Origin of the sequence: Bradyrhizobium sp. ISRA436 (assembly GCF_029910015.1) — a bacterium.
In the GTDB taxonomy this organism is placed as follows: Bacteria; Pseudomonadota; Alphaproteobacteria; order Rhizobiales; family Xanthobacteraceae; genus Bradyrhizobium.
In genome coordinates this window covers 5,816,293-5,838,253 of the sequence record NZ_CP094519.1, presented here as the reverse complement: position 1 = coordinate 5,838,253, position 21,961 = coordinate 5,816,293, and the positions used below count along the sequence as shown (strand labels likewise).

Here is a 21,961-nt window from a genome sequence, read left to right as displayed (position 1 = left end):
CAATCTTCGATCGTACTGTCCAACTAACGGGTCAACCGTCGATCGGCATCGCTTTCTTGAATGCGATCACGACGATACAGACCAGCAGAGAAAGCGCGGTCAGTAAGCTAGATACCGCGGCGATCACTGGCGATACCTCAAATTCGAGAGCAGTGAACATCTTCACCGGCAGGGTGATAGTGTTGCTCCCGGCCAGGAACCACGAAATGATGACCTCATCAAAGGACAGCAGAAAGGCAAAGAACGCAGCGCTCACGAGAGACGGGACGAGTTGCGGTAAAACGACCGTAAGGAACATCCTGATAGGTTTGGCTCCCATCAGTTCGGCGCCGAATTCAAGATTGCGGTCAAGTTTGTGGACGCCTGCCATGATCATGAGTACGACATAGGGCAATGTGACCATGACGTGGCCTAGTACGAGCGATAGCGTCGTAGCTGTTATCTTCAGGTAAGAAAAATAGAGAAAGAGACCGAGCGCTGCGACGACGGCGGGCACAACAAGCGGACTCATTAATATGCTAGTGATGAGCCCTTTGCCCACGAATTCGTGGCGCGCGATCCAGTACCCTGCAGGAACACCAGCAAGCATCGCCAATGCTGTGGATCCCAGCGCGACCTTGAGGCTTTCGAAAAGCGGCCGCAGCCATTCGGGCGAATTGAAGAAGATTCCAAACAGATCGAACGAGTAATACGTTGGCGGAAAGGCTAGCGCATTGGTCGGGCCGAACGCCATTGGCACCGTCACTACGATCGGAGCCCAGAGAAACATATAAACGGTAACGGCCAGCCCGGTACCCAGGATACGGAAGCGGCGCGCGTGCGGGTCATTGATGATGTCTGGCATGAGCAACTTAGACCCTGCGTCGACGCCAAAACGCCAGAGGAGCGGCAAAGCTGAGAGTCATGCCAAGTAGGACGACACTAATGGCTGAGGCGCTAGGCCAGTCCAATACTTGTCGGTTATAGAAATCGATGAGGTTCGACAGCATTTGATCGTGCGTACCCCCGAGCAACGCTGGGATTACGAAGGCCCCTAGAGACATGACGAAGACGCTCAACAGGCCAGCGAATACACCGGGCAGAGTCATTGGAACAGTAACCGTCCAGAAAATGCGGGCGGGCTTGGCTCCCATAATAGAGGCTGCTCGGTAGATCGCATCGTCAATCGCGAGCAGACTCGCTAGAACAGGTAAAACGACAAGTGGTATGAGAAAGTTGGTCAGACCGATGAGGGTTCCTGCCCGATTAAAAACGAGTGGCAGTTGCACCTTTGTTTCAAAGATCCAACTGAGGACAGCGTTGATGATTCCGTCGCGTCCCAAGATAATTGTAAATGCGAAGCATTTAACCAAGATGCTGGTCCAAAATGGAAGTAGGACCAAGATCATCAAAACAGTTCTGCGCCGCGCAGGTTGACGAGCAAGATGCAATGCGACGACAAATCCGAGAACCAGGCTTAATAGAGAGGCTAACCCAGCAACAATAATTGTAGTGCCCAGCGCTTGCCTGAATAAAGTGCTTGTCGCAACCTCTTCGTAAGCAACCAGTGATAGGGCTGGTGCATGAAAGCTCGTATAGAAAACGTAAACAACAGGCGGCAGCACAATCGCGATCGCCACCAATGCGGCCGGCGACATGAATATGGTCAGCGCGCGGAATTGGGTGTTCAGATTCATGAACGTCCTAGACTTTTTTGACCAGAGATCGAGCACGGTTGGCAGGACGGCCTAGTCCCAGCTTCGAAGGGGCTCTCAGCTCAGGGCCCATTTTATGGACGCCGCATTCTATCCTTATTGAGAAGGCGCTCAGATCGGGGATCTCATAATTGTCATCGCGCTTTCCTTCTCGGCTTTTGACCCCGAGATCATCGTTGCGAGCCGGTTCTGTTCAAAGGCAAGGTCTCGGTTCGCCTCCCGATTAGCACGAGCACTACAGTAGGGTAGCGTGCGACAACTACAGGTCAGCATCGCCGCGGCCCCCGCCGATCGACCTCCTATCGACGCAGCCGGCCGCGAGTTTCGGCGCCACCAGCTCCTGTCCGCTCCTATTGTCCTAGCTTCTGCTCTTTGGCTCAGAATAGAGCGCGGGAATGCCGAAAAACTGCTAAATCGGCCGAAAATGAAACGGAAATCTGTAAAATCCGTAGGAATTGCACTGATCGACCGCGAGTTTCGACTATTAACTGACCTTGCGAACTCGCCGTTTCGTGTACGCGCAGCTTGCGCGGTTCAAACAAATGCTCTTTTGAGAGGCCGATCACGGGATCGGTGGCAACGGACTAGAAGTTAATCGAACTGCGTCACCATGGCATCCGCGAACGCGGTCTCTATAGCACGCATCCGCCTTGCCTGTTCAGGGCTTTTCGATCGCCGCTTTGGTCTCCTCATATTCCCCGAGTAGGGGGAGAGGAAAAAAGCTCTCCGGTAGCGATAGGAAACAAAGTCCCTTTCGCTGGGCTGACGGGTAAGCAGCTACGAGAGCGCTGAACCGCTCGGCAAAAGAACCTATATATATGCTCCGCATCGAGCCCGGCGAGATCAGAACGCGCCTTGCTGATATCAAGAAGATCGCGTTTCCACTGCATCGTTTGTTCGCCGGCCTCATGATGGACCAACCGCTGGCCCGGGTGAACACGAACCTTGCGGCATCTGTAGTATGCCCGCGGGAGCGACTCCGTCGCCGCAGCCCAGCACTCAGGCGTCGGGCGCCACTCGGTAGTGCGGTGCAGATATTCGTAATCGATCGGCGAGAGATAGATCTATATCTATGGGCGGCAGCAATGGGATCGTAGACTCCCGACGAACGCGAACGCCGCGTGGCTATGCGCCAGCCTGCTTCTTAAAGCGACAGCTCGCGGTGGGGGGTAGAAGCGTTCTTGCAGACGGCGTTGTCGAATGGCGCGCACAAAACAATGCGCCTCCTGCGGGTTTGCGCAGATTTTAAACACCGGGACCGGAAATAAGCTGAAAAAAGTTCGGCCGGACCTGGAAGTCTTGCCTTCTTGCTAGGTAGGGGGAGCTGACCCGTCATGCGGGTGCCGTGTTCACCCATGGTACCAAGAAGGTCGCATACTCTCCAGATTAAACACGGGGAAACGCTCATGAGTGGAAACCGCTCTACATGCTCACGCCGCTCTTTCCTTACCGCAGCGGCCGCTGTGGTTGCGCCGCCGATGGTGACTAGACCGTCGCGTGCGGCGGTCAAGTCTGGTTCGGTCACGTTCACCGCTTATGGAGGGAGCTACCAACAGCTGTTGGAAAAATATGTGCTAGGCCCATTCACCGAAGAAACCGGAATTAAAGTCAACGTCGTCCCTGGACCAGAACTCGCGAAGGTGAAGGCCCAGCTGCTCACGGGCAACGTCGAATGGGACATCTATACCGGCGCGGGCGCGCGGGCCGCTGTTGGGTCCAAGCAGGGCTTTTGGGAGAAGCTCGATCCCTCATTGTTCGACGTTGACGATCTGATTGTCCCGCCGAAAAGCGACTGGGTCACCGTCGATGTGTATGCTGAGGGCATTGCTTGGGATCCAAAGAAGTACAGACCCGGAAAACATCCAAGCAATTTTCCGGAGTATTTTGATCCCAAGACGTTTCCGGGACGCCGCGCCTTGCGCGATGCTGCTGTATATGCATTAGAGCCGGCGCTGCTGGGGGATGGCGTAGCGCCAAAGGACATGTATCCTCTGGACTTGGATCGGGCGTTCAAGGCGCTCGATCGAATCAAGTCGAATATGGTCAAGGTGGCCACGACCCCTCAAACGATTTCCCTCGTCCAGACAGGCGAGGTCGATTTCAGTTACACCTATGTCAATCGCGTCAGAGCAACGAATGAGCCTGGCAACGCAACTCCACTCGCCTTTTCCTTTGAACAGAACTTGATCTATCGTGACGCCATGGCAGTGCTTAAGAACGCGCCGAACAAAGAAAATGCGATGAAACTTGTCGCGTACTTTCTGCGCCCCAACGTTCAGGCCCGATTCTATGACCACGCAGGTGACGTTCCGGTGTCCAGGCGTGCCAGGCAGATGTTGTCGCCTGAAACACAGAAATGGCAATTCGACCTGAATAACCCCAACAATCTCATCGTCAACGACGACTATTGGGCGGATAACCTCGACGCGGCGGAGCGTCGGTTTAAGGAGTGGATTTCGAGCTGATTGGTTCTTCTTGTGACAAGCCGTTCAGGATGTCCGAGCGCTACAGCATTTGTCTCGAGAGGTCTAGTTGACAAATACAACCGAGAGCTTAGCTCGATGGATTTCGTCGCTTAAATATGAAGCGCTACCTGCGGAAGTGGTCTACAAGGCGAAGTTGTGCTTAGCCGATTCCATCGCCTGCATGGTAGGTGGAGTCGATTTGGCTCCTTCGAAAATTTTGTTGAAAGTCCTCTCCAGCAGCAGTCAAGGTTCGGTCGCCCTTCCAGGAATTTCGACCAGGCTTGGACTGCTCGACGCTGCTTACTACGGAGCCCAGACGGCGAATGCCCTCGATTTTGACGATGATTTAATTGGCCATCCTGGGGCTACGGTTAACCCGATTGCTCTTGCTGTCGGACAGCTTTCCGACGTTGACGGGAGACACCTTCTATCAGCCATAGTAGCTGGCTATGAAGTTTCCGTCCGAATTGCGGAAGCTATCATGCCGACCTATGAGCGCGCTCAAACCGTGTTTGGCTTTTCTACTTGGCAAACGTTTGGTGCACTTGTCTCTGCAGCCAAGCTGCTTTCTCTGTCCGGCGCCGAAATCGAGAATGCAATGGGGTTGGCCGGCGCGCAGGCGCCCGTGCCGAACGTACGGAAATTTATTGACGGAAATCGAGCATCCAGCTGGATAAAGAATGCCTATGGGATAGCCGGAAGGATCGGGGTCTTATCCGCACAGCTGGCGGCTGATGGCTATGTCGGGAATCGGAACATCTTTGATGGTCCCAGCGGCTTTTGGATCATGTCCGGATCTGATCAATTCCGCCGGGAGCTTGCGGTGAATGGTCTCGGGTACATTTGGAAGATCACAGACGTGAACTTCAAAGCGTACGCTTGCTGCTACTGGTTGCAGACGATGCTCGATGCCGCGGAAAGTCTCCGAGGAGTTCTAGAGGTCGCCGCTGTGAAAAGCATTGAAATTCATGCTTTTCGAGAGATCAGCGTCCGTTTCGGTGGAGCCCTTCCGAATTCTATCTTTGAGGCTCAGTTCCACGCCCCTTACCTTGCAGCCCTGCAGTTGTTGGACCGATCTCCAGCCCAGGGACTGCGGGAAGAAGATCTCTTCGATCCAAAAGTGATCGCCCTGGCTCAAAAAGTAACGCTCCTACATGACCCAGAGATGGATTGCGCGTTCCGGCATTGCGATCTTTATCCGGTCCGGATCGTAGCCAGAGATAAGGTCGGGTCATTCAAGGCATTTGTTGAGCGGCCACGTGCCGCCGAAAAGAGCAGCGAGGTCGAGGATCTCGTTAGACGCAAATTCCTCTCAATTCTGTCGGTCAAACTGGGAAAGCAAGCAACTATCGATGCATGGAACATGATCTACGCTATCGAAAACCACAGCGTGAACGACCTGATGAAAATTCTCGGCCGCGAAAGCACTGAGATTTGTTAAACAAGCCCTGAAGGCGAACCGCTGATCGGAGAGTCATGATCGCAACGCTGGAGTAGCCGACGCGGACGCTGACCCCGATATGCTCGTCGCTGACGCCGGCTGCGTAGCCAGCAGCATCTGCGCTCGCTTTGGCTCGGTTTAAGCCGATTACACTTATCCGTACCTCCTCGTGTTAGGCGCACGGATCGCCAGCTGAAACGGATGGCCGGTGTGAAATGCACCCAAGTACGAGGCCGCCACTCTGGCAGCTGAGCGCTTGCAGAAGCTACCGTGCGCATGTCTTTGCCCAGCCGCCCGATGTACAGTTCGGCCCAACAAGGGCGGATATACCTTCGGCATATTGGACACGTGCGGGCTCGTTGCTAGGAAACCGAAAGTCTATCACGCGGGGCGCGAGGTTATCTACGGTCGTGGACTGACCATGCCGGTGTTCGGAGCTCCTTCGGCTTATAGTTGTTGTGGTAATTGATCGATGATGAAGAGGAAATGATGCCCGAGCTAGCCGGTCCCGCTGCTCCCCCAATTCCGACCGTTCCCGTGACACCCCCAATTCTCAAGTCTTTGCTCGCGATCGTGGGCGACAAGGGCCTGATCGTCGACGAGCGAGAGAAGCTGCCTTTCGTGACCGACTGGCGTGGCCACCTGGTCGGGCAGGCCGCTGTGGTCGTGCGTCCCGCCAATAGCGAGGAAGTCTCCAAGGTGGTGAGGCTCTGTTACGACAATGGCGTCGCTATCGTGCCACAGGGCGGCAATACCGGCCTGACGGGCGGCGCCACGCCATGGCCCACGCACAAGGGGATCCTGTTATCGCTCGGCCGTATGAACCATGTGCTGAATATCGACCCCGTCGGCTATTCCATGACGGTGGAAGCGGGCTGCATCCTGCAGGCCCTGCAGGAGACGGCGGTGAAGCATGACCGTCTCTTTCCTCTCAGCCTCGGGGCCCAAGGCTCATGCATGATCGGCGGCAATCTTTCGACCAATGCTGGCGGCGTGCAGGTTTTGCGTTACGGCAATGCGCGCAACCTTGTGCTGGGTCTTGAAGTGGTGCTGCCCAACGGCGAGGTCTGGGACGGCCTGCGCTCGCTGAAGAAGGATAATACCGGCTACGATCTCAAGCATTTGTTCATCGGCGCCGAAGGCACGCTCGGCATCATTACCAAAGCTGTGCTGAAGCTGTGGCCCGCGCCCAAGGACGTGTGCACTGCCTGGCTCGCAATCCGGGATCCGCAGGCGGCGATCGAGATCCTGTCGGAGGCGCACGCCACGTCAGAGGACAATGTTGGCTCCTGCGAACTGATGAGCCGCGCGGCGATCGACATGGTGCTACAGCACATCCCTGGCGTGCAAGATCCCCTGAAGGCTGATGCGCCCTGGTTTCTGTTGCTCGAATGGTCGTCGTCACGGCCGCGGGCTGATGGCGCCGAGGGCATGTCGGAAAAAATGGAGCAGTTTCTGGCCGAGCAGATGGAAGCGGGCCGCGTCCTCGATGCCGTAATCGCGCAGACGGAAAAGCAATCCCGGAATATGTGGCGCATCCGCGAGAGCTCGGCTGAAGCCTCCCGCGCCGAAGGAGGGGGGCTGAGCTACGATATCTCCGTGGCGGTCTCCAAGGTCCCCGAATTCATCGACAAGGGTACCAAGGCGGTGGTCGAAATCCTGCCCACGATCCGTCCCTATCCGTTGGGCCATATCGGTGACGGCAACGTGCACTTTTCTTTTCTCGGTCCGAAGGGCATGGATCGCCAGAGGCTGAATCAGTATTCCTCAGCCATTACGCGGGTCGTGAACGATCTCATCACCTCTATGGGTGGCTCGATCTCGGCCGAGCACGGCATCGGCATCGAGAAACTCGACGAACTCGCGCGCTACAGGTCCAAGATCGAGCTCGACACGATGCGCACCATCAAGCGCGCGCTCGATCCCAAGAACATCATGAATCCAGGCAAGGTCCTGCGCGTCTAGTGATACTTACTTCGGAGTTGCAGCGCTGAATTCCGACCACGCCCTGACAGCCGACACAAGGCTATGCAATAGGCTGAACATGAAATCCCTCCAGGCGACGCTTCCATTCCGAATTCATACGCCTCGACCTGACGGCCGAGCAACCCAGTTCTTGATGGGATGGCTGCACGGGCGGACGTTTTCCTTCAAAGTCTTAGCTTGGTAAGCATGAGAAAGCTTGGCTTCGGCTCTGCTCTTCGCAAGCGTTTTCCGCCTGATCACTTGTGATATCTCCGACTTCGGTGATGGCGGTTCACTATCGCATTTGAAGCGTATGATCTGATCGGGCGGCCGAGACCGGACTTTGCACCATCACGGTGATACTTCCGCCGGAATGACTGCTCTCAATCCCATCTTTCAGGCGCGATTGCAGCGTGAACGCACCGGGGAAGGAACGAGTACTCACTATCGGTTTCTGTTGCAGTAGCCGGCTGGATGAATAGTCCGGTGCAATGGCCACCTTCGCTGCTACGAAGCATCGGTTCGGCAAGCACGCCGCGTCACGTCCTATGCATGCTCGAACGCTGGCCGGAAGCTTCACATATCGCGATTAGGCGCCGAGATCCGACCGCATAAGGCGCTACATTGATGAAATTCCGCGTTATGGAGCGGTAATAGACCATAGAACAGAATGAAAGTTTCCGGTCGATGAAGTGGCGGAATGGGAGGAGATAATGAGCCGTTTACTTAGCCGCAGACGCTTCATGATGACAGGGGCGTCCGCTGTTGCGGCCAGCGCGCTGCCGGCCGTAGCGGGCCGGGCTTCGGCGAACTCATCGGGCGAATTGAGGGTGAACGTGTCCGGCGGCGATTTTGGTAAGGCCGCAATTGATGCCTATGTGAAGCCCTTCGAGGCCGAGAGCGGGATTAAGGTCACACCAATTGCCCAAGTGGTCCACTCGGCTCAGATCGCGATGATGGTAAAGGCGAAAGCGGTTACGGTCGACGTGGTTCCATTTAGCCCGGTCCCGCATGCCAATTTGGTGAAAGACCATCTTTTTGAGGAAATCGACTACTCAATTTATAACAAGGAGGAGTTAGACGCGATCCCGGATTACTGCAAGCAACCGTACGGCATTGCCAGCGACGTGTATTCCTACAATATGGTCTATAACGTGAAAAAGTTCCCGGCCGGCAAGCCGCGGCCGACCAGCTGGGCCGAATTCTGGGACGCGCAGAGGTTTCCTGGGACTCGCTCGCTCCAGAATGGCCAATACGGAACTGTAGGCCCTTGGGAGGAAGCTCTGCTGGCGGACGGTGTGCCTGTTGACAAGCTTTACCCAATGGACATCGACCGCATTTTCAGGAGCTTGGATAAGATCAAGCCGCATATCGTCAAATGGTGGACGAGCGGTTCCGAGATTCAGCAAATTATGCGCGATGACGTGGCAGATATCGTACAATCCTATGACGAACGGGCGCTTCTTTTAATCGAGAATGGCGAGCCAATCGAGATCAATCGAAATCAAGCTAAGCTGGTTTGGCAGTATTGGTCCATCCCAAAGGGTAGCCCAAATGCGCAGAACGCGCAGAAGTTTATCGAATTCGTGACCCGCGCCGAGCCCCAGGCGGCGCTTGCGAGGCTATTCCCCCAGGCTCCGACCAACCGCAACGCCCTCAAGCTGTTACCGGAGAAGCTGAGCCGCAATTTTTCTACCCATCCCGACTACATGGCGACTAGCTATCCTATCAATCCGAAGTGGTACATCGAGACCGGGGCGGACGGCCTAACGAATGTGCAACGGCTCGTCCAGCACTGGAACCAATGGATTCTTCACTAGATCTTCAGATCATTGGCGGAACGCGGCATGAAGGCCGACACCGGCATGCCGAGCCGCTTCTTGCGGCGCGAGGCGATCACGCGAAAAAAAAAGACGCTGGCGCCGCGCGAGCAGGATCGTCCGAACTTAAGCCGCCATGGCGCCCAATGGCGCCACTATCAAGATCGGATCGATCCCGCCCGGCTCGTCTTCATCGATGAGAGTGTGCTGCAGACCAGCGAAAGCAGTTCAACATGACTCAAGCCGATAAGGCTGCAGGGCTGGTCCCCGAGATCGGCTTCAGGAACGGGTCTCAAATCGGTCCGAGCCGCTGCCGCAAAGAGCCGTGGTAGTGAGCGTCGGATCGGACGATGGTGGTCAAACAGATGATTAAGCCGGAACCGGTATCCATCTTCCTGCCGGTGTCTTACGGTTACAGGCGGAAAAATCGGCCGGTCCGGAGACACGTGCAATGCAAATGGGCGCTGCTCTACATCGAAGGTGGGTGACGGCGCCAATGTATAGCGCGACAAACGTGTGGGAAGAGTTTTGTTGCCGCTGATTGTCGCGGAGTGTCAATCAGCGAGTGTTTTTGGTGTCGCGTGCGAGGGCGGTCGTCCTGGACCACGTTTTCGCTTCGAGCGCGGTGCGCCTGCGATAGCTCTCGACGTTCATTTGGATGATAGTGGCGTGGTGAACGACGCGATCGATGGCCGCGAGCGTCCTGGCGGTGGTATGACGGAGGTCTACCAGAAGCGGCTGCGCGTCCCGATCGTGAAGCTCTTTCCAAAGTTCCGTCTAACGGTGTCGCCGTTGGCATACGGATGCTCGAGCGCGGCGGGCTGACGCGACTCGCATGCTCTAAGCTGGCGAGGAGATATGATATCCGTTGAGAGCGCGGTTCAATGCGCGGATTTTCGGCGCGGGCCGTGGGCTAATTGCGCAAATCCATATTTAAGTGACCGTTACAGTCATCGACACTGGATCAGTGTGGAGCACACAAGATTCCGGCCGAGCCAGGTTTTGACCGTCAGGAGGACATTCGTGACAATTGCGGGTAGTCCGGAAGAGCGAATGGATTCGAGTGCCCAGTCCATGCCGGCACGGAACACGGTGCAATTCGAGGGCACACCGTACCTCGACGGCCGAGCTAGCGACCCACGCACGCTCGGATGGATGCAGGGTGCGCCGCCGCCTGCGGATAAACAGATCACCTTCGAGAGCGAACGCTCCATGAAATTCCCCGAAATTCGCTGGAGCCTTTCGCACATGCGGGAGCTCGTGCCGACGGTCAGTGTGCGCCGCGGGGATGGGGCCAGAGTTTCCTTCGGCGTACCATCCGCCGCTGACGCCACGGCAGTTGAATCCCTGATGTTCACGGACATGGAGGGGCGCGTCCGTCGCTTCGGTGAAGCGCTGATCAATACATACGTCGACGGGATAGTGGTGTTGCACCGCGGGCGCGTGGTATTCGAGCGCTATTTCGGCGCGCTTGAGCCACATCTGCCGCATGCCTGCTTTTCGGTCACGAAGTCGTATGCGGGTACGCTCGCAGCGTGGTTGGTGCACGAAGGCGCGCTCGACGACAAGAAGCTAATTCCGCACTACTTGCCCGAGCTGCGCGGGACTGCGTGGGCGGATGCCACGCTTCGCCAAGTAATGGACATGCAGATCGGTATGACGTACTCGGAGAACGAGGCAGATGATCGGTCAAGCTCCTCGGTCTACATGTGCGCTTGCCGAACCAAGCCGCGGCCGGTTGGGTACGACGGCCCCCCGACTTCGTGCGACTACCTGCGCACCGTGCTCAAAGAAGGTTCGCATGGTGAAGCCTTCGCCTATAAGAGTGTGAACACCCAGGTGATGGCTTGGGTCATGGCCCGCGCGACCGGCCGCTCGTTCGCGCAGCTGTTGCATGAACGTCTGTGGGCGCCTCTCGGCTGCGAGGAAGAAGGGTATCTGGTGGTCGATCCCGCGGGCATGCCCTCGGCCAGCGGGGGGTTCTGCGCGAGCCTGCGCGACCTCGCGCGTTTCGGCGAACTCATTCGGCGCGAAGGTGAATGGGATGGCAAGCAGGTCATTGCAGCGGCTGTCGTGGACGACATTCGGCACGGTGGCGATCCATCGAAGTTGGCTAATGGCGGATACAAGAATTTGCCGGGTTACGCATACCGCAACCACTGGTGGGTGACGCACAACGAGTTGGGTGCCGTCGAAGCCCGGGGTATTCACGGTCAGCGTCTTTACATCGCTTCCGAGGCCGAAATGGTGATTGCGCGCTTCTCGTCGCATCCGGTCGCGTCGAATGCTGCGATCAATCCGATTGTCGCGCCGCAGATGCTCGCGCTTGGACGCATGCTGCGCGGTTCATAACTAGTGCCTGAAAGCTGATGAAGGAGCAAACCAAGCGTGGATTACAAGCAATTCATTAAAGACATGACCAGTCGGCCCGTTACAAAGGAACTGGCCTTCGCCGAGTCGGAATATCGCGCTCGGATCGAAAGGGTCAGGAAGATCATGGACCAGAAGGGTCTGGACGTTCTTCTTCTGACGTTCGCGCCCAGCATAAGCTATTTGAGCGGTTACCAGAGTTTCGGCGCTGGCCACCAGTCATGCATGGTGCTGCCTCGTGAAGGCGAGCCGATACTTCATATGCATGGGTTGGAGTTCGGGCCTGCGATGCTCACGAGCTGGGTCAAGGACATCCGCGCCACAAGATGGGGCTTTCCCGGTGAGGCGGCCGGCGAGCTCATGGGCATCCTGAAGGAGCGTGGGCTAGAGAAGAAACGAGTTGGCGTCGAGACGAAGAGGCCGGGGCTCACTATCGAGCTCTACGAGGGGTTGAAAAGCGCGCTGATCGACGGCACCATCATCGAGGCCTCGGATGTTGTCGCGCAGCCCCGGATGATCAAGTCGCCAGCCGAGATCGAGCACATGCGAAAGTCGGCTGCGATCACGTTGAAGGCTCTTGCGGCAGTGTTGCCGGTGATCAAGCCGGGTGTCCCTGATAACCAGGTCGCAGCAGTGATTTACCAGACGCTGATTCATGAGGGAAGCGAGTATTTCAGCACCCAACCGCTCGTGTCGGCAGGCCAGAAAAGCGGCATCTCCCACACCACTTTCCGGCGCACACCTATTCAAAGGGGTGAGACGGTAATTTTGGAGTTCGGCGCTGCGTACCACCGGTATACCAGCGCAATATGTCACACCGTCGCCGTCGGCAAGCCCTCGCCGGAAGTCGAGAACATCGCCACTGTCGCCAACGACAGCCTTGAGCTGTTGTTTCAGGCGGTCAAGCCGGGGCGCACCGCGGACGACGTCGCGCGCGAAGTCGGCGCAAAAGCGAAACAGGTTGTTGGCGGCCGGCCAAGCTCTTCCCGGGTTTATGGTTACTCGATCGGGCTCGGCTTACCGCCCACCTGGGGCGAGGACCTCTACTTCATCCGCGAGGGTCTCGCTCTCGAGCTCAAACCAGGCATGACTTTCCATTCGATTTCTGGACACCGGGTCCCTGGCAAGCTGGGCGCGCTTTTCAGCGAGACATGGGTAGTCACGGAGACAGGGATCGAAATTCTTACTGAGCACGACCGAAAGTTGACCGTGGTCGAGGACTGACCGCAAGGGTCGTTCAAGTCGGAGCGCCGGCTCATCTCGGGCAATGAGCGCTCGCTAGCTGGAGCTTAGGAATGGCATTTTCCAAAGTCCCGTACAACGGGGCACCCCTCGGCATCCTGATGCTCGAACGCGGTGGCAGGTTGGACCGCCCCTTCATTCCGGGGGACACCGGCAACGCCAGCACATGGAGCGTGCCCGTGCGCTATAAGCCGGTGCCGGGCCTGACCGCCAAGCGCATCCTCGGGCGTGATCCCGGCGCTCCGGACATGACGCCTGCTGTGGTTCAAGCGGCGGTCGAACTCGTGCAGGAGGGCGCGGAACTCATCACGTGCGGCTGCGGATATTCGATCCGCTACCAGGAAGCGGTTCGGGCCGCAGTGGACGTGCCCGTGTTCCTGTCGAGCCTGCTGCTGGCGCCTTTTCTCGAAAAAATGCTTCCTCCCCACAAAGCGCTGGGCATCATCGTCGCCAGCAAGCTCTCTTTGCCGGCTGACTTTCTGGAAACAGCCGGGTTCAGAAGCGACATCGGGCGCAGGGTAGTTGTCGTCGGGCTCGAGGACGCTCCTGTGTTCACCAAAACTTTCATCATGGGTGGCGCCGCCCGCGTCGACGCCGCGGGCATCGAAGCCGACCTGGTCAACGCCGCGCTTGCATTGCAAAGAGATAGGCCGGATGTCGGGGCGTTACTCCTCGAATGCGGCGACCTGCCGCCTTATGCCGCCGCGATCCAGCGGGCCACCGGCATTCCGGTCTTCGACTACACGTCGTTGATTGAGTTCTTCATCCGTGGCTTGGTCCGCAAACCTTTCGTGGGAATCATGTGAAAGCCACCTGCTCGAAATCGCGAACCGCGGTTGAGAGCGCCACGGTCTACGCGACAACGTGACGAGTAGGCACCGACACCGACGCCCAAACGGCGCCATGCCGGACTCAGGTCCGAAGCAGATCACGCCCCACGAACAAGGCGTAAGTGCCTTAAAGACCCGCGTCTCGAGCGCACTCCGGGGGACTCGGTGAACTTGCCTGGTGCCTCGCATTGGGCGAGGTTCGGCGGTGGGGGTGCCAATCCAGTCCGCCATCCTCGTCCGCGAGCGCGGCGACCTGGATGCGTGAACACGCAGGCAAGTTTCGTGGCGATCCGAAGAAAGGTGAAGTCGAAGGCTGAAATTGAGATGCTTCGCAAGTGCGCCGCGATCAGTATGCGATGACACCGCGTGAGAAGGACTATTTTCTCTTCCGGAGAAGGTTGAATGCCAAGTCAACGCCGGTTGGGGTTACTTGGGTCTTCTACATATCCATGTGGCTACTTTGGGCAGGCTACGGCACCCACTTAGGCGATCGTTCCATCTCCGACGCGAGGCGAAGAGCCGTCCGGGTTCATGGCGTTCCTCGAATCGGACTGCACAGCGCTATCTCGCAATCGTAATGTCGCATAGGGTCATGTTAACGACGCATACTGTCAAGGGATCTTGGTGTCCCTCTATTAATTTCGATGCGGCCTCAACCAGCTCCCAGATAGGTTTTGGAATTGCTAGACAATCTCTGGAAAAACTTCGTGAGCGATCGCGCATCGCCGAACCCGGGCTAGGGACCGAACTTCATGGCTCGGCCAAGCGAGCTTCTTCTTTGAGCGATCTAAACGGCGGTGCACTTGTTGGGACCGCGAGATCACGCGCCGCGCAACTCTCGCTCGCAGGCTTTTGAAATCGAGAGCCAAAGCCGCCCCTGACGAAGGTTTTCAGGAATTACTCATGAATGCTATCCTGCTTGATGGAAAAGCCATCGCCGAGGTCCTTAGGACTCGCGTTAGGAGCGATGTATCGTTCCTGCGAACCAATTGTAATGTGATCCCTGGTCTCGCTGTTGTGCTAGTCGGCGAAGATCCGAGCAGTTCCATTTACGTGAAGACGAAGGCACGACAGGCGCAGGCTGCGGGATTCAATTCTCGGCAGTTTCTGCTGCCCAGCAATGCCGGCGAACCCGAGTTGCTGGCGCTGATCGAGGAGCTTAACATTGACGATTCCATAGATGGGATCCTCGTTCAGCTTCCGCTGCCTGCGCATATCGACCGTTGGCACGTGCTGGAGGCTATCCATCCAGCGAAGGATGTGGACGGCTTTCATCCCTACAACGTTGGAAGATTGGCGGCGGGTCGGCCAGCTCTCGCCCCTTGTACTCCGCTCGGGGTTGTCCATCTCATCAAGACCGTGGTGAGCGACCTAAATGGGCTCGATGTTGTGGTCATTGGCCGCTCGAATATCGTTGGAAAGCCTTTGGCACTTCTGCTCGGCGACGCCGGTTGTACTGTAACGGGTGCGCAGCTCCAGACGCGCAACCTGCCGGACCTCTGCCGAAGGGCCGACATTGTCGTCGCTGCCGCTGGCTCTGCGGGGTTGGTCCGTGGCGATTGGCTTAAGCGGGGCGCGATTGTCATTGATGTCGGTATTAACCGGGTGGTCGATTCGACCGGCGCTGCCAAGATTGTCGGAGACGTCATGTTCGCTGAAGCAAGTAAACGGGCGAGCCATATAACACCCGTACCGGGTGGTGTTGGCCCCATGACCGTCGCCTACTTACTTGCGAACACCGTTGATGCGACAACTTCGCGGCGAGGGCTGTCGTCGGTGGCGAGTCTGAACGTCGGCCAGAGTGGACCATCGTCCAAATCTGCTTCCAATAGCATACTCATGCAGCTTGACCTGGCGCGAGCAACTTAGAAGGATTGGTGCTCACCGCCGTTTCGCGGGCGCTTCGCGTAATCTCTCAATGCGTGGCGCTTGACCGAAGCGAGCGCGGTACGTGCGAGAAAAATGACTCGCACTTGTGAAACCGCAGGCTAGTGCGATCTCAAGCACCGAAAGGCTGCTTTGCCGAACGAGCTTGCGTGCGCGGTCGAGCCGTAGCGCGAGGTAATGTTCGCCGAGCGAACAACCGAGATGTTGCCGGAAAAGCCGTTCAAGATGTCGTAGCGAGACGTCGGCAAGACGTGCCAGCTCTTCCCGCGGCACCGGATTTTCCAAGGTTTGCTCCATGCGACTGATTGCCCGGAGCAGCGGGGTATGGGTAATGCCGAGACGTTCCCGCAAGGTCATTCGCTGGGGACCTGCCCCTTCGCGAACATGGGTTTGCAGGAGCCAATCGCTAACCGACATCGCCAAGGCGCTGCCGTGTTCTCGAGCAATAAAAGCATGCATCATGTCGAGCGGTGCCGCGCCGCCGCTCGACGTCAGCCGATCACGATCGATTTCATAGAGAGAGCGCCGCAGATCGAGCTCGGGATACTCCTCGACGAGGGCCGGCGCATGCTCCCAGTGAATAGTAAAGCGGTAACCGGTCAGCAAATTAGCCCGCGCAAGAACGTAGGGGCCGCCCGATACGCCACCTATTTTGACGCCCCGACGAGCGACTTGCCTCAACCAACTGAAGGTCGGAGGGTCTTTGAACAGCGCCGGATTGCCTCCAGCGCAGACGAAGACATAGTCGAAATGCGCGTCCGTCCCGACACGAAATTCCGTTTGAATTCGCACCCCGTTGGAGGCTGCAGCCGGTTCTTCGCCGACAGAGATATGGCTCCAACGGTACAACGCACGCCCCGATAGACGATTTGCGGCGCGCAGTGGTTCTATCACGGACGCATAGGGCAGCAATGCGAAGTCAGGAATGAGCAGGAAGCCGACATGAGCGGTTGCGCTGGCAGAGTTGTCGTTTTCAGACAATCGGATGTCGCTAGCGATCATGCCGGCGAACCTACGCTGTTCAATGTGGGCCACACAAGCTGGATTCTCAACCCGCTACCTACGTTCGGCCCCAATGCGCTATTCCATCGTCTCTCTGATCGCCCAAGCCCTGAAGGGTCATACTGGCTGGCAACCGGCTTGGCGCGATGCTGCCCCCAAACCCGCATACGATGTCCTGATCGTCGGCGGAGGTGGCCATGGTCTTGCTACGGCTTACTACCTAGCCAGCCAGTACGGCGTCAGCAATATTGCCGTGATCGAGAAAGGCTATATCGGCTCCGGCAATGTCGGCCGTAACACCACAATCATCCGCTCGAATTATCTCCTGCCCGGGAATGTTCCCTTCTACGAATTTTCGCTAAAGCTCTGGGAGGGGCTGGAGCAGGACTTGAACTACAACGCAATGGTTAGCCAGCGTGGGATGCTCAACCTGTATCATTCCGACGCGCAGCGCGACGCTTTCGCCCGCCGCGGCAACGCGATGCGGCTTGCCGGTGTCGACGCTGAGCTCCTCGAGCTCGAACAGGTGCGGGCCATGCTGCCGTTCTTTGATTACGAGGCGGGTCGCTTCCCCATCAAGGGGGCGCTGTTGCAGAAGCGCGGCGGCACGGTGCGCCACGACGCGGTTGCCTGGGGCTATGCGCGGGCCGCCGACAGCCGCGGCGTCGATATCGTGCAGAACTGCGAAGTGACCGGAATCACGATCGCAGATGGCTGCATCACCGGGGTCGAGACGACGCGTGGCCCAATCAAAGCGAGAAAGGTTGCAGTTGCGGTCGCGGGTAACTCCTCGCGTCTGGCTGCAATGGCGGGGATGCGGCTACCTATCGAGAGTCATGTGCTGCAGGCGTTCGTCTCGGAAGGGCTCAAGCCTCTTATCGACTGCGTGGTGACTTTCGGCGCGGGGCATTTGTACATCAGCCAGTCCGACAAGGGGGGAGTCGTCTTCGGCGGCGACATCGACGGCTACAATTCCTACGCCCAGCGCGGGAACCTCCCGGTGATCGAGGGTGTGATGGAAGCGGCAATGGGCTTGTGGCCCGGCTTGGGCCGTGTGCGGCTGCTGCGTCACTGGGGCGGCGTCATGGATATGTCGATGGACGGTTCGCCGATCATCGATCGCACGCCGGTTCAAGGGCTCTATCTTAATGCCGGCTGGTGCTACGGGGGCTTCAAAGCGACGCCGGCCTCCGGCTTCTGTTACGCCCATCTGATCGCCAAGGACGAGCCGCATCCTGTCGCGGCTGCTTACAGACTCGACCGCTTCGCTACCGGTCGCCTCATCGACGAAAAGGGCGCGGGCGCCCAGCCCAACCTGCACTGAGGGATCGTTCAAATGCGCATTCCATGTCCCCATTGCGGCGCGCGTGACGTCCAGGAATTTACCTACCTGGGTGACGCGGGCCTGCGGCGTCCCGATGGCCTTGCTGCCACGGAAGCGGCGATGTTCGACTACGTTTACCTGCGCGACAATCCGCGTGGTCCGCATGAGGAGTTCTGGTATCACGCCGCCGGCTGCCACGCCTGGCTCGTCGTGCGCCGTCATACATTGACCCATGCGATCGAGTCGGCAGTGCCGGCAAAGAGCCGCAAGGCGGGAGCCGCAGCATGAGCACGCAGCCGTTCCGTCTCGGCAGTGGCGGCCTGATCGACCGCGCGAAGACGCTCTCGTTCCGCTTCGACGGCAAAAGTCATGCGGGGTACGCCGGCGACACGCTTGCCTCGGCGCTTCTCGCCAGCGGCGTGCGGCTCGTCGGTCGGTCGTTCAAATATCATCGACCCCGCGGTGTTCTCTCTGCCGGCTCCGAGGAACCGAACGCGTTGGTCGAGCTGAGGACAGGTGCGCGCCGCGAGCCCAATACGCGAGCGACCACCGTCGAGCTGTTCGATGGTCTTGAAGCAACCAGCCAGAACCGCTGGCCGTCGCTCGCCTTTGATTTGCTGTCGGTGAACGGTCTCGTTTCCCCGGCTCTCGTTGCCGGCTTCTACTACAAGACGTTCATGTGGCCGGCCGCGTTCTGGGAGAAACTCTACGAACCCTTGATCCGCCGCGCCGCGGGATTGGGACGTGCTGCCCAGGGCGAGGACCCCGACCATTACGAGAAGGCCTTCGCCTTCTGCGATGTTCTGGTGATCGGTGGCGGGCCGGCGGGCGTGTCGGCCGCCCTCGCGGCCGGTCGCAGCGGCGCGCGCGTCATCCTCTGTGATGAAGATTTTCGGCTCGGCGGCAGCTTGCTCGGCGAAAAGCGCGAGATCGATGGGCGGCCCGCTGCCGAATGGCTCGCTGCCACGCTGGCCGAGCTTGCGAGCCTGTCTGAAGTGCGGATCATGCCGCGCACCAGCGTGTTCGGGCTTTACGACCACGGCGTCTACGGCGCGGTCGAGCGCGCCAACGACCACGTCGCCGTGCCGCCGGCGCATCAGCCGCGGCAGCGCGGTTGGCGAATCTATGCGAAGCGCGCGATCCTCGCCTCCGGCGCCCTCGAACGACCGATCGTCTTCCCGGGTAACGACCGGCCTGGCGTCATGCTCGCCGCCGCGGTGCGCACCTACGTCAACCGCTTCGGTGTTCTGCCCGGCCGCGAGGCAGTCGTCTTCACCGCCGGCGATGATGGCTGGGCGACGGCGCGCGATCTCGCAGCGGCCGGTGCTCGCGTGGCGGCGATCGTCGATTCTCGCAGCGAGATCGATCCAGCGCTCAAAGCGCTCGCCCAACGTGTCGGCGCGCCGCTGTTTGCGGGCGGCGTCATCGAGGCGACGCAGGGCGGCCGTGAGCTGCAGGGCGTCACCATCCGCGATGCCGCCGGCAAACGGACGACGTTATCCTGTGACCTGCTTGCGGTCTCCAACGGTTGGAACCCGACGGTTCACCTCACGTCGCACCAGAATGGCAAGCCAGTTTGGGACGACGCGGTCCAGGCATTCGTGCCTGGGGCGCTGCCGCCGGGCCTCGCTGTCGTCGGCAGCGCCGCCGGTCGCTTCACGCTCGCTGAAGCGCTTAAGGACGGAGCGCGGCTTGGCCGGGAGGCGGTAGCAGAGGTTGGCCTCACGCCGGGGGCGGCCGAGGCGGCTCCCGCAACCGACACTGAGCTGAACGGGCTGAAGCCCGTCTGGCGCGTGAGCGGCGGCAAGGGCAAGGCCTTCGTCGATTTCCAGAACGACGTCACCGACAAGGATGTCGAGATCGCAGCGCGCGAAGGCTTCCGTTCGGTCGAACATCTCAAGCGCTACACCACGCTCGGCATGGCGACCGACCAGGGCAAGACCTCGAATTTCGCCGGTCTCGCCATCATGGCGGAGCAGACGGGCAGGGCTATCCGCGACACCGGCACGACGACTTTCCGCCCACCCTATACCCCGGTGGCCATCGGCGCACTGGCCGGCCACCACCGCGGCAAGGAATTCCGGCCGACTCGGCTGGCGCCGACCCATGAATGGTCACGCGAGCAGGGCGCCGTCTTCGTCGAGACCGGGCAATGGCTGCGCGCGCAATACTATCCGAAGCCCGGCGAGAAGCATTGGCTGACGACGGTCAACCGCGAAGTGCTCGCCGTGCGCCGCGGCGTTGGAATCTGCGACGTCTCGACTCTCGGCAAGATCGACATTCAGGGCGCCGACGCCGCCGAATTCCTCGAGCGGGTCTACATCAACACATGGAAAGCGCTGGCCGTCGGCAAGGCGCGTTACGGGCTCATGCTGCGCGAAGACGGCTTCGTCATGGACGACGGCACCACCTCGCGCCTTGGGCAGGATCACTTCCTGATGACCACCACGACGGCCAATGCCGGCAAGGTGATGCAGCATCTCGAATTCTGCCAGCAGGTGCTCTGGCCGGAGCTCGACGTGCGGATGGTCTCCGTCTCGGAGCAATGGGCGCAGGCGGCGATCGCTGGTCCGAAATCGCGCGAGGTTCTGCGCGGTGTGGTCGATGCGCGGCACGACATCTCGAACGAAGCCTTCCCTTATCTCGCCGCCGGTGCGGTGACGGTTGGCGGTGGTATTCCGGCGCGGCTGTTTCGGATTTCATTCTCCGGCGAGCTGGCCTATGAGCTCGCGGTTCCCGCGGACTATGGCGAGGCCATGATGCGCGCGCTGATGGCAGCGGGCGAGCCGCATGGCGTAACGCCGTACGGGGTCGAGGCGCTTGGCGTCATGCGCATTGAGAAGGGACACGTCGCCGGCAACGAGCTGAACGGTCAAACGACGACACGTGATCTTGGCCTCGGCAGGATGATGTCGTCCAAAAAGGACTGCATCGGGCGCCTCATGGCCAAGCGGGAGGCGCTGGTGGAGGCCGGCCGCCCGAGCCTGGTGGGCTTCCGACCGGTCAATCCGCGCGAGCGCCTGCGGGCCGGGGCGCATTTCATCGGCATAGGCCGTGCGGCGAAGATGGAGAATGACGAGGGCTACATGACCTCCGTCGCCTATTCGCCGAACCTTGAGCATTGGATCGGCCTTGGCTCCCTCAAGAACGGACCTGCCCGCATCGGCGAGCGCATCCGCGCCGTCGATCCCGTCCGTAACGGCGATGTCGAGGTCGAGATTTGCTCGCCCGTCTTTCTCGATCCCGAAGGAACTCGTCTCCATGCCTGAGCAAGCGACTTCCATTTGGCGTACCCGTGACGCCTGGGCCGGTATTGCCGAGGCGGGGCAGATCGGAACGGCCGGCAAGTCAGGCGTCACCGCTTCGACCCTGGGCAACCTGGGCCTTGCAACGTTGATCGCGGCAGGAGACTCGGCCGACCTCGATCGCGCCACCAAGCGGCTCATCGGTCTCGACCTGCCGCGAGGTCCCTCCGCAGCGCTGTCGAGCACTCATGGTTTGGTCTGGTCAGGGCCGGATCAGTGGCTGCTCGTTGCAGGGCAGAGAGCGGGCTTTCCTGATCTCCTCGCTTCGCTTTCGGATCATGCCGCGGTCAGCGACCAGAGCCACGCCCGCGCGGTCCTGCGCGTGTCGGGAGCGCGCGTGCGAGAGATTCTCGCGAAGGGCTCGATGGTCGATCTTCACTCCTCAGCGTTCCCGGTCGGCGCGACCGCGTTGACGAGCTTCGCACATGTCGGCTTGCAGTTGTGGCGAACCGAGGACGGACCGGATGGCGCCGTATTCGAGATCCTCGTGCCGCGCAGCATGGCCCGGAGCTTCTGGTCCTGGTTCGCCGCTTCGGCAGCGGAGTTTGGTTGCCGCGTCGCGATCGGTGGAGGTTAATCCAGTCCGTCCAAAGCTTCGACTGCGATTTTTTTCAGC

The 21,961-nt window shown here is 59.2% G+C and carries 17 protein-coding genes; 14 read left to right on the top strand and 3 right to left on the bottom strand.

Annotated elements, in window-relative coordinates:
• Positions 1-31 precede the first annotated feature (31 nt).
• Positions 32-844 (bottom strand): ABC transporter permease, encoded by an 813-nt coding sequence (locus MTX23_RS27225; RefSeq protein ID WP_280973252.1) that lies wholly within the window; start codon positions 842-844, stop codon positions 32-34.
• 7 nt (positions 845-851) lie between these two features.
• Positions 852-1,676, bottom strand: coding sequence for an ABC transporter permease (locus MTX23_RS27220; protein ID WP_280973251.1), 825 nt, complete (start codon positions 1,674-1,676; stop codon positions 852-854).
• A 1,424-nt stretch (positions 1,677-3,100) separates the two neighbouring features.
• On the opposite strand from MTX23_RS27220, the gene MTX23_RS27215 reads away from it, so the two are divergent.
• The 10 genes from MTX23_RS27215 (at position 3,101) to folD (ending at position 15,696) form a co-directional block, all read left to right on the top strand.
• Positions 3,101-4,159, top strand: a complete 1,059-nt coding sequence (locus MTX23_RS27215) for an ABC transporter substrate-binding protein (protein ID WP_280973250.1) — start codon at positions 3,101-3,103, stop codon at positions 4,157-4,159.
• A 67-nt stretch (positions 4,160-4,226) separates the two neighbouring features.
• Positions 4,227-5,600 carry an MmgE/PrpD family protein gene (locus MTX23_RS27210; RefSeq protein ID WP_280973249.1) on the top strand — a complete coding sequence of 458 codons (1,374 nt, stop codon included), beginning with the start codon at positions 4,227-4,229 and terminating at the stop codon, positions 5,598-5,600.
• A gap of 489 nt (positions 5,601-6,089) precedes the next feature.
• Positions 6,090-7,565 carry an FAD-binding oxidoreductase gene (locus tag MTX23_RS27205; RefSeq protein WP_280973248.1) on the top strand — a complete coding sequence of 492 codons (1,476 nt, stop codon included), beginning with the start codon at positions 6,090-6,092 and terminating at the stop codon, positions 7,563-7,565.
• Between the two features lie 713 nt (positions 7,566-8,278).
• On the top strand, positions 8,279-9,385 hold the full coding sequence (locus tag MTX23_RS27200; RefSeq protein ID WP_280973247.1) for an ABC transporter substrate-binding protein: 1,107 nt from the start codon (positions 8,279-8,281) through the stop codon (positions 9,383-9,385).
• Positions 9,386-9,412: 27 nt separating this feature from the next.
• The gene (locus tag MTX23_RS27195; RefSeq protein ID WP_280973246.1) at positions 9,413-9,622 is read left to right on the top strand and encodes a hypothetical protein; all 210 of its coding nucleotides are present in this window, start codon (positions 9,413-9,415) and stop codon (positions 9,620-9,622) included.
• Positions 9,623-9,916: 294 nt separating this feature from the next.
• Positions 9,917-10,210, top strand: a complete 294-nt coding sequence (locus MTX23_RS27190) for a hypothetical protein (RefSeq protein ID WP_280978362.1) — start codon at positions 9,917-9,919, stop codon at positions 10,208-10,210.
• A 228-nt stretch (positions 10,211-10,438) separates the two neighbouring features.
• Positions 10,439-11,737, top strand: a complete 1,299-nt coding sequence (locus MTX23_RS27185; RefSeq protein ID WP_280973245.1) for a serine hydrolase — start codon at positions 10,439-10,441, stop codon at positions 11,735-11,737.
• Positions 11,738-11,773: 36 nt separating this feature from the next.
• Positions 11,774-12,979: a Xaa-Pro peptidase family protein gene (locus tag MTX23_RS27180; protein ID WP_280973244.1), complete on the top strand. Its 1,206-nt coding sequence runs from the start codon at positions 11,774-11,776 to the stop codon at positions 12,977-12,979.
• A gap of 71 nt (positions 12,980-13,050) precedes the next feature.
• Complete coding sequence (locus tag MTX23_RS27175) at positions 13,051-13,803, top strand: hypothetical protein (protein ID WP_280973243.1); 753 nt, start codon at positions 13,051-13,053, stop codon at positions 13,801-13,803.
• A gap of 927 nt (positions 13,804-14,730) precedes the next feature.
• The gene (gene folD, locus MTX23_RS27170) at positions 14,731-15,696 is read left to right on the top strand and encodes a bifunctional methylenetetrahydrofolate dehydrogenase/methenyltetrahydrofolate cyclohydrolase FolD (protein ID WP_280973242.1); all 966 of its coding nucleotides are present in this window, start codon (positions 14,731-14,733) and stop codon (positions 15,694-15,696) included.
• A gap of 12 nt (positions 15,697-15,708) precedes the next feature.
• On the opposite strand, the gene MTX23_RS27165 is transcribed toward folD, so the two are convergent.
• Positions 15,709-16,695, bottom strand: a complete 987-nt coding sequence (locus MTX23_RS27165; protein ID WP_280978214.1) for a GlxA family transcriptional regulator — start codon at positions 16,693-16,695, stop codon at positions 15,709-15,711.
• A 94-nt stretch (positions 16,696-16,789) separates the two neighbouring features.
• Here MTX23_RS27165 and MTX23_RS27160 point away from each other — a divergent pair, with 94 nt between their 5' ends.
• The 4 genes from MTX23_RS27160 to MTX23_RS27145 are packed head-to-tail and all read left to right on the top strand — an operon-like array spanning position 16,790 to position 21,922.
• Positions 16,790-18,040, top strand: coding sequence for a sarcosine oxidase subunit beta family protein (locus MTX23_RS27160; protein ID WP_280973241.1), 1,251 nt, complete (start codon positions 16,790-16,792; stop codon positions 18,038-18,040).
• Positions 18,041-18,052: 12 nt separating this feature from the next.
• Positions 18,053-18,328 carry a sarcosine oxidase subunit delta gene (locus MTX23_RS27155; protein WP_280973240.1) on the top strand — a complete coding sequence of 92 codons (276 nt, stop codon included), beginning with the start codon at positions 18,053-18,055 and terminating at the stop codon, positions 18,326-18,328.
• Positions 18,325-21,309: a sarcosine oxidase subunit alpha family protein gene (locus MTX23_RS27150; protein WP_280973239.1), complete on the top strand. Its 2,985-nt coding sequence runs from the start codon at positions 18,325-18,327 to the stop codon at positions 21,307-21,309. The genes MTX23_RS27155 and MTX23_RS27150 overlap by 4 nt, the downstream gene beginning before the upstream one ends.
• Positions 21,302-21,922 (top strand): sarcosine oxidase subunit gamma family protein, encoded by a 621-nt coding sequence (locus tag MTX23_RS27145; protein ID WP_280973238.1) that lies wholly within the window; start codon positions 21,302-21,304, stop codon positions 21,920-21,922. Before MTX23_RS27150 ends, MTX23_RS27145 begins: the two co-directional genes overlap by 8 nt.
• Positions 21,923-21,961: the final 39 nt, after the last annotated feature.

Bases quoted from the DNA above. Each gene is read 5' to 3' on its own strand.
- MTX23_RS27150 (WP_280973239.1), top strand. From the start codon at position 18,325: ATGAGCACGCAGCCGTTCCGTCTCGGCAGTGGCGGCCTGATCGACCGC.
- MTX23_RS27225 (WP_280973252.1), bottom strand. From the start codon at position 844: ATGCCAGACATCATCAATGACCCGCACGCGCGCCGCTTCCGTATCCTG.
- MTX23_RS27195 (WP_280973246.1), top strand. From the start codon at position 9,413: ATGAAGGCCGACACCGGCATGCCGAGCCGCTTCTTGCGGCGCGAGGCG.
- MTX23_RS27160 (WP_280973241.1), top strand. From the start codon at position 16,790: ATGCGCTATTCCATCGTCTCTCTGATCGCCCAAGCCCTGAAGGGTCAT.
- MTX23_RS27200 (WP_280973247.1), top strand. From the start codon at position 8,279: ATGAGCCGTTTACTTAGCCGCAGACGCTTCATGATGACAGGGGCGTCC.
- MTX23_RS27155 (WP_280973240.1), top strand. From the start codon at position 18,053: ATGCGCATTCCATGTCCCCATTGCGGCGCGCGTGACGTCCAGGAATTT.
- MTX23_RS27145 (WP_280973238.1), top strand. From the start codon at position 21,302: ATGCCTGAGCAAGCGACTTCCATTTGGCGTACCCGTGACGCCTGGGCC.
- MTX23_RS27215 (WP_280973250.1), top strand. From the start codon at position 3,101: ATGAGTGGAAACCGCTCTACATGCTCACGCCGCTCTTTCCTTACCGCA.
- folD (WP_280973242.1), top strand. From the start codon at position 14,731: ATGAATGCTATCCTGCTTGATGGAAAAGCCATCGCCGAGGTCCTTAGG.
- MTX23_RS27175 (WP_280973243.1), top strand. From the start codon at position 13,051: ATGGCATTTTCCAAAGTCCCGTACAACGGGGCACCCCTCGGCATCCTG.
- MTX23_RS27205 (WP_280973248.1), top strand. From the start codon at position 6,090: ATGCCCGAGCTAGCCGGTCCCGCTGCTCCCCCAATTCCGACCGTTCCC.
- MTX23_RS27220 (WP_280973251.1), bottom strand. From the start codon at position 1,676: ATGAATCTGAACACCCAATTCCGCGCGCTGACCATATTCATGTCGCCG.
- MTX23_RS27185 (WP_280973245.1), top strand. From the start codon at position 10,439: ATGGATTCGAGTGCCCAGTCCATGCCGGCACGGAACACGGTGCAATTC.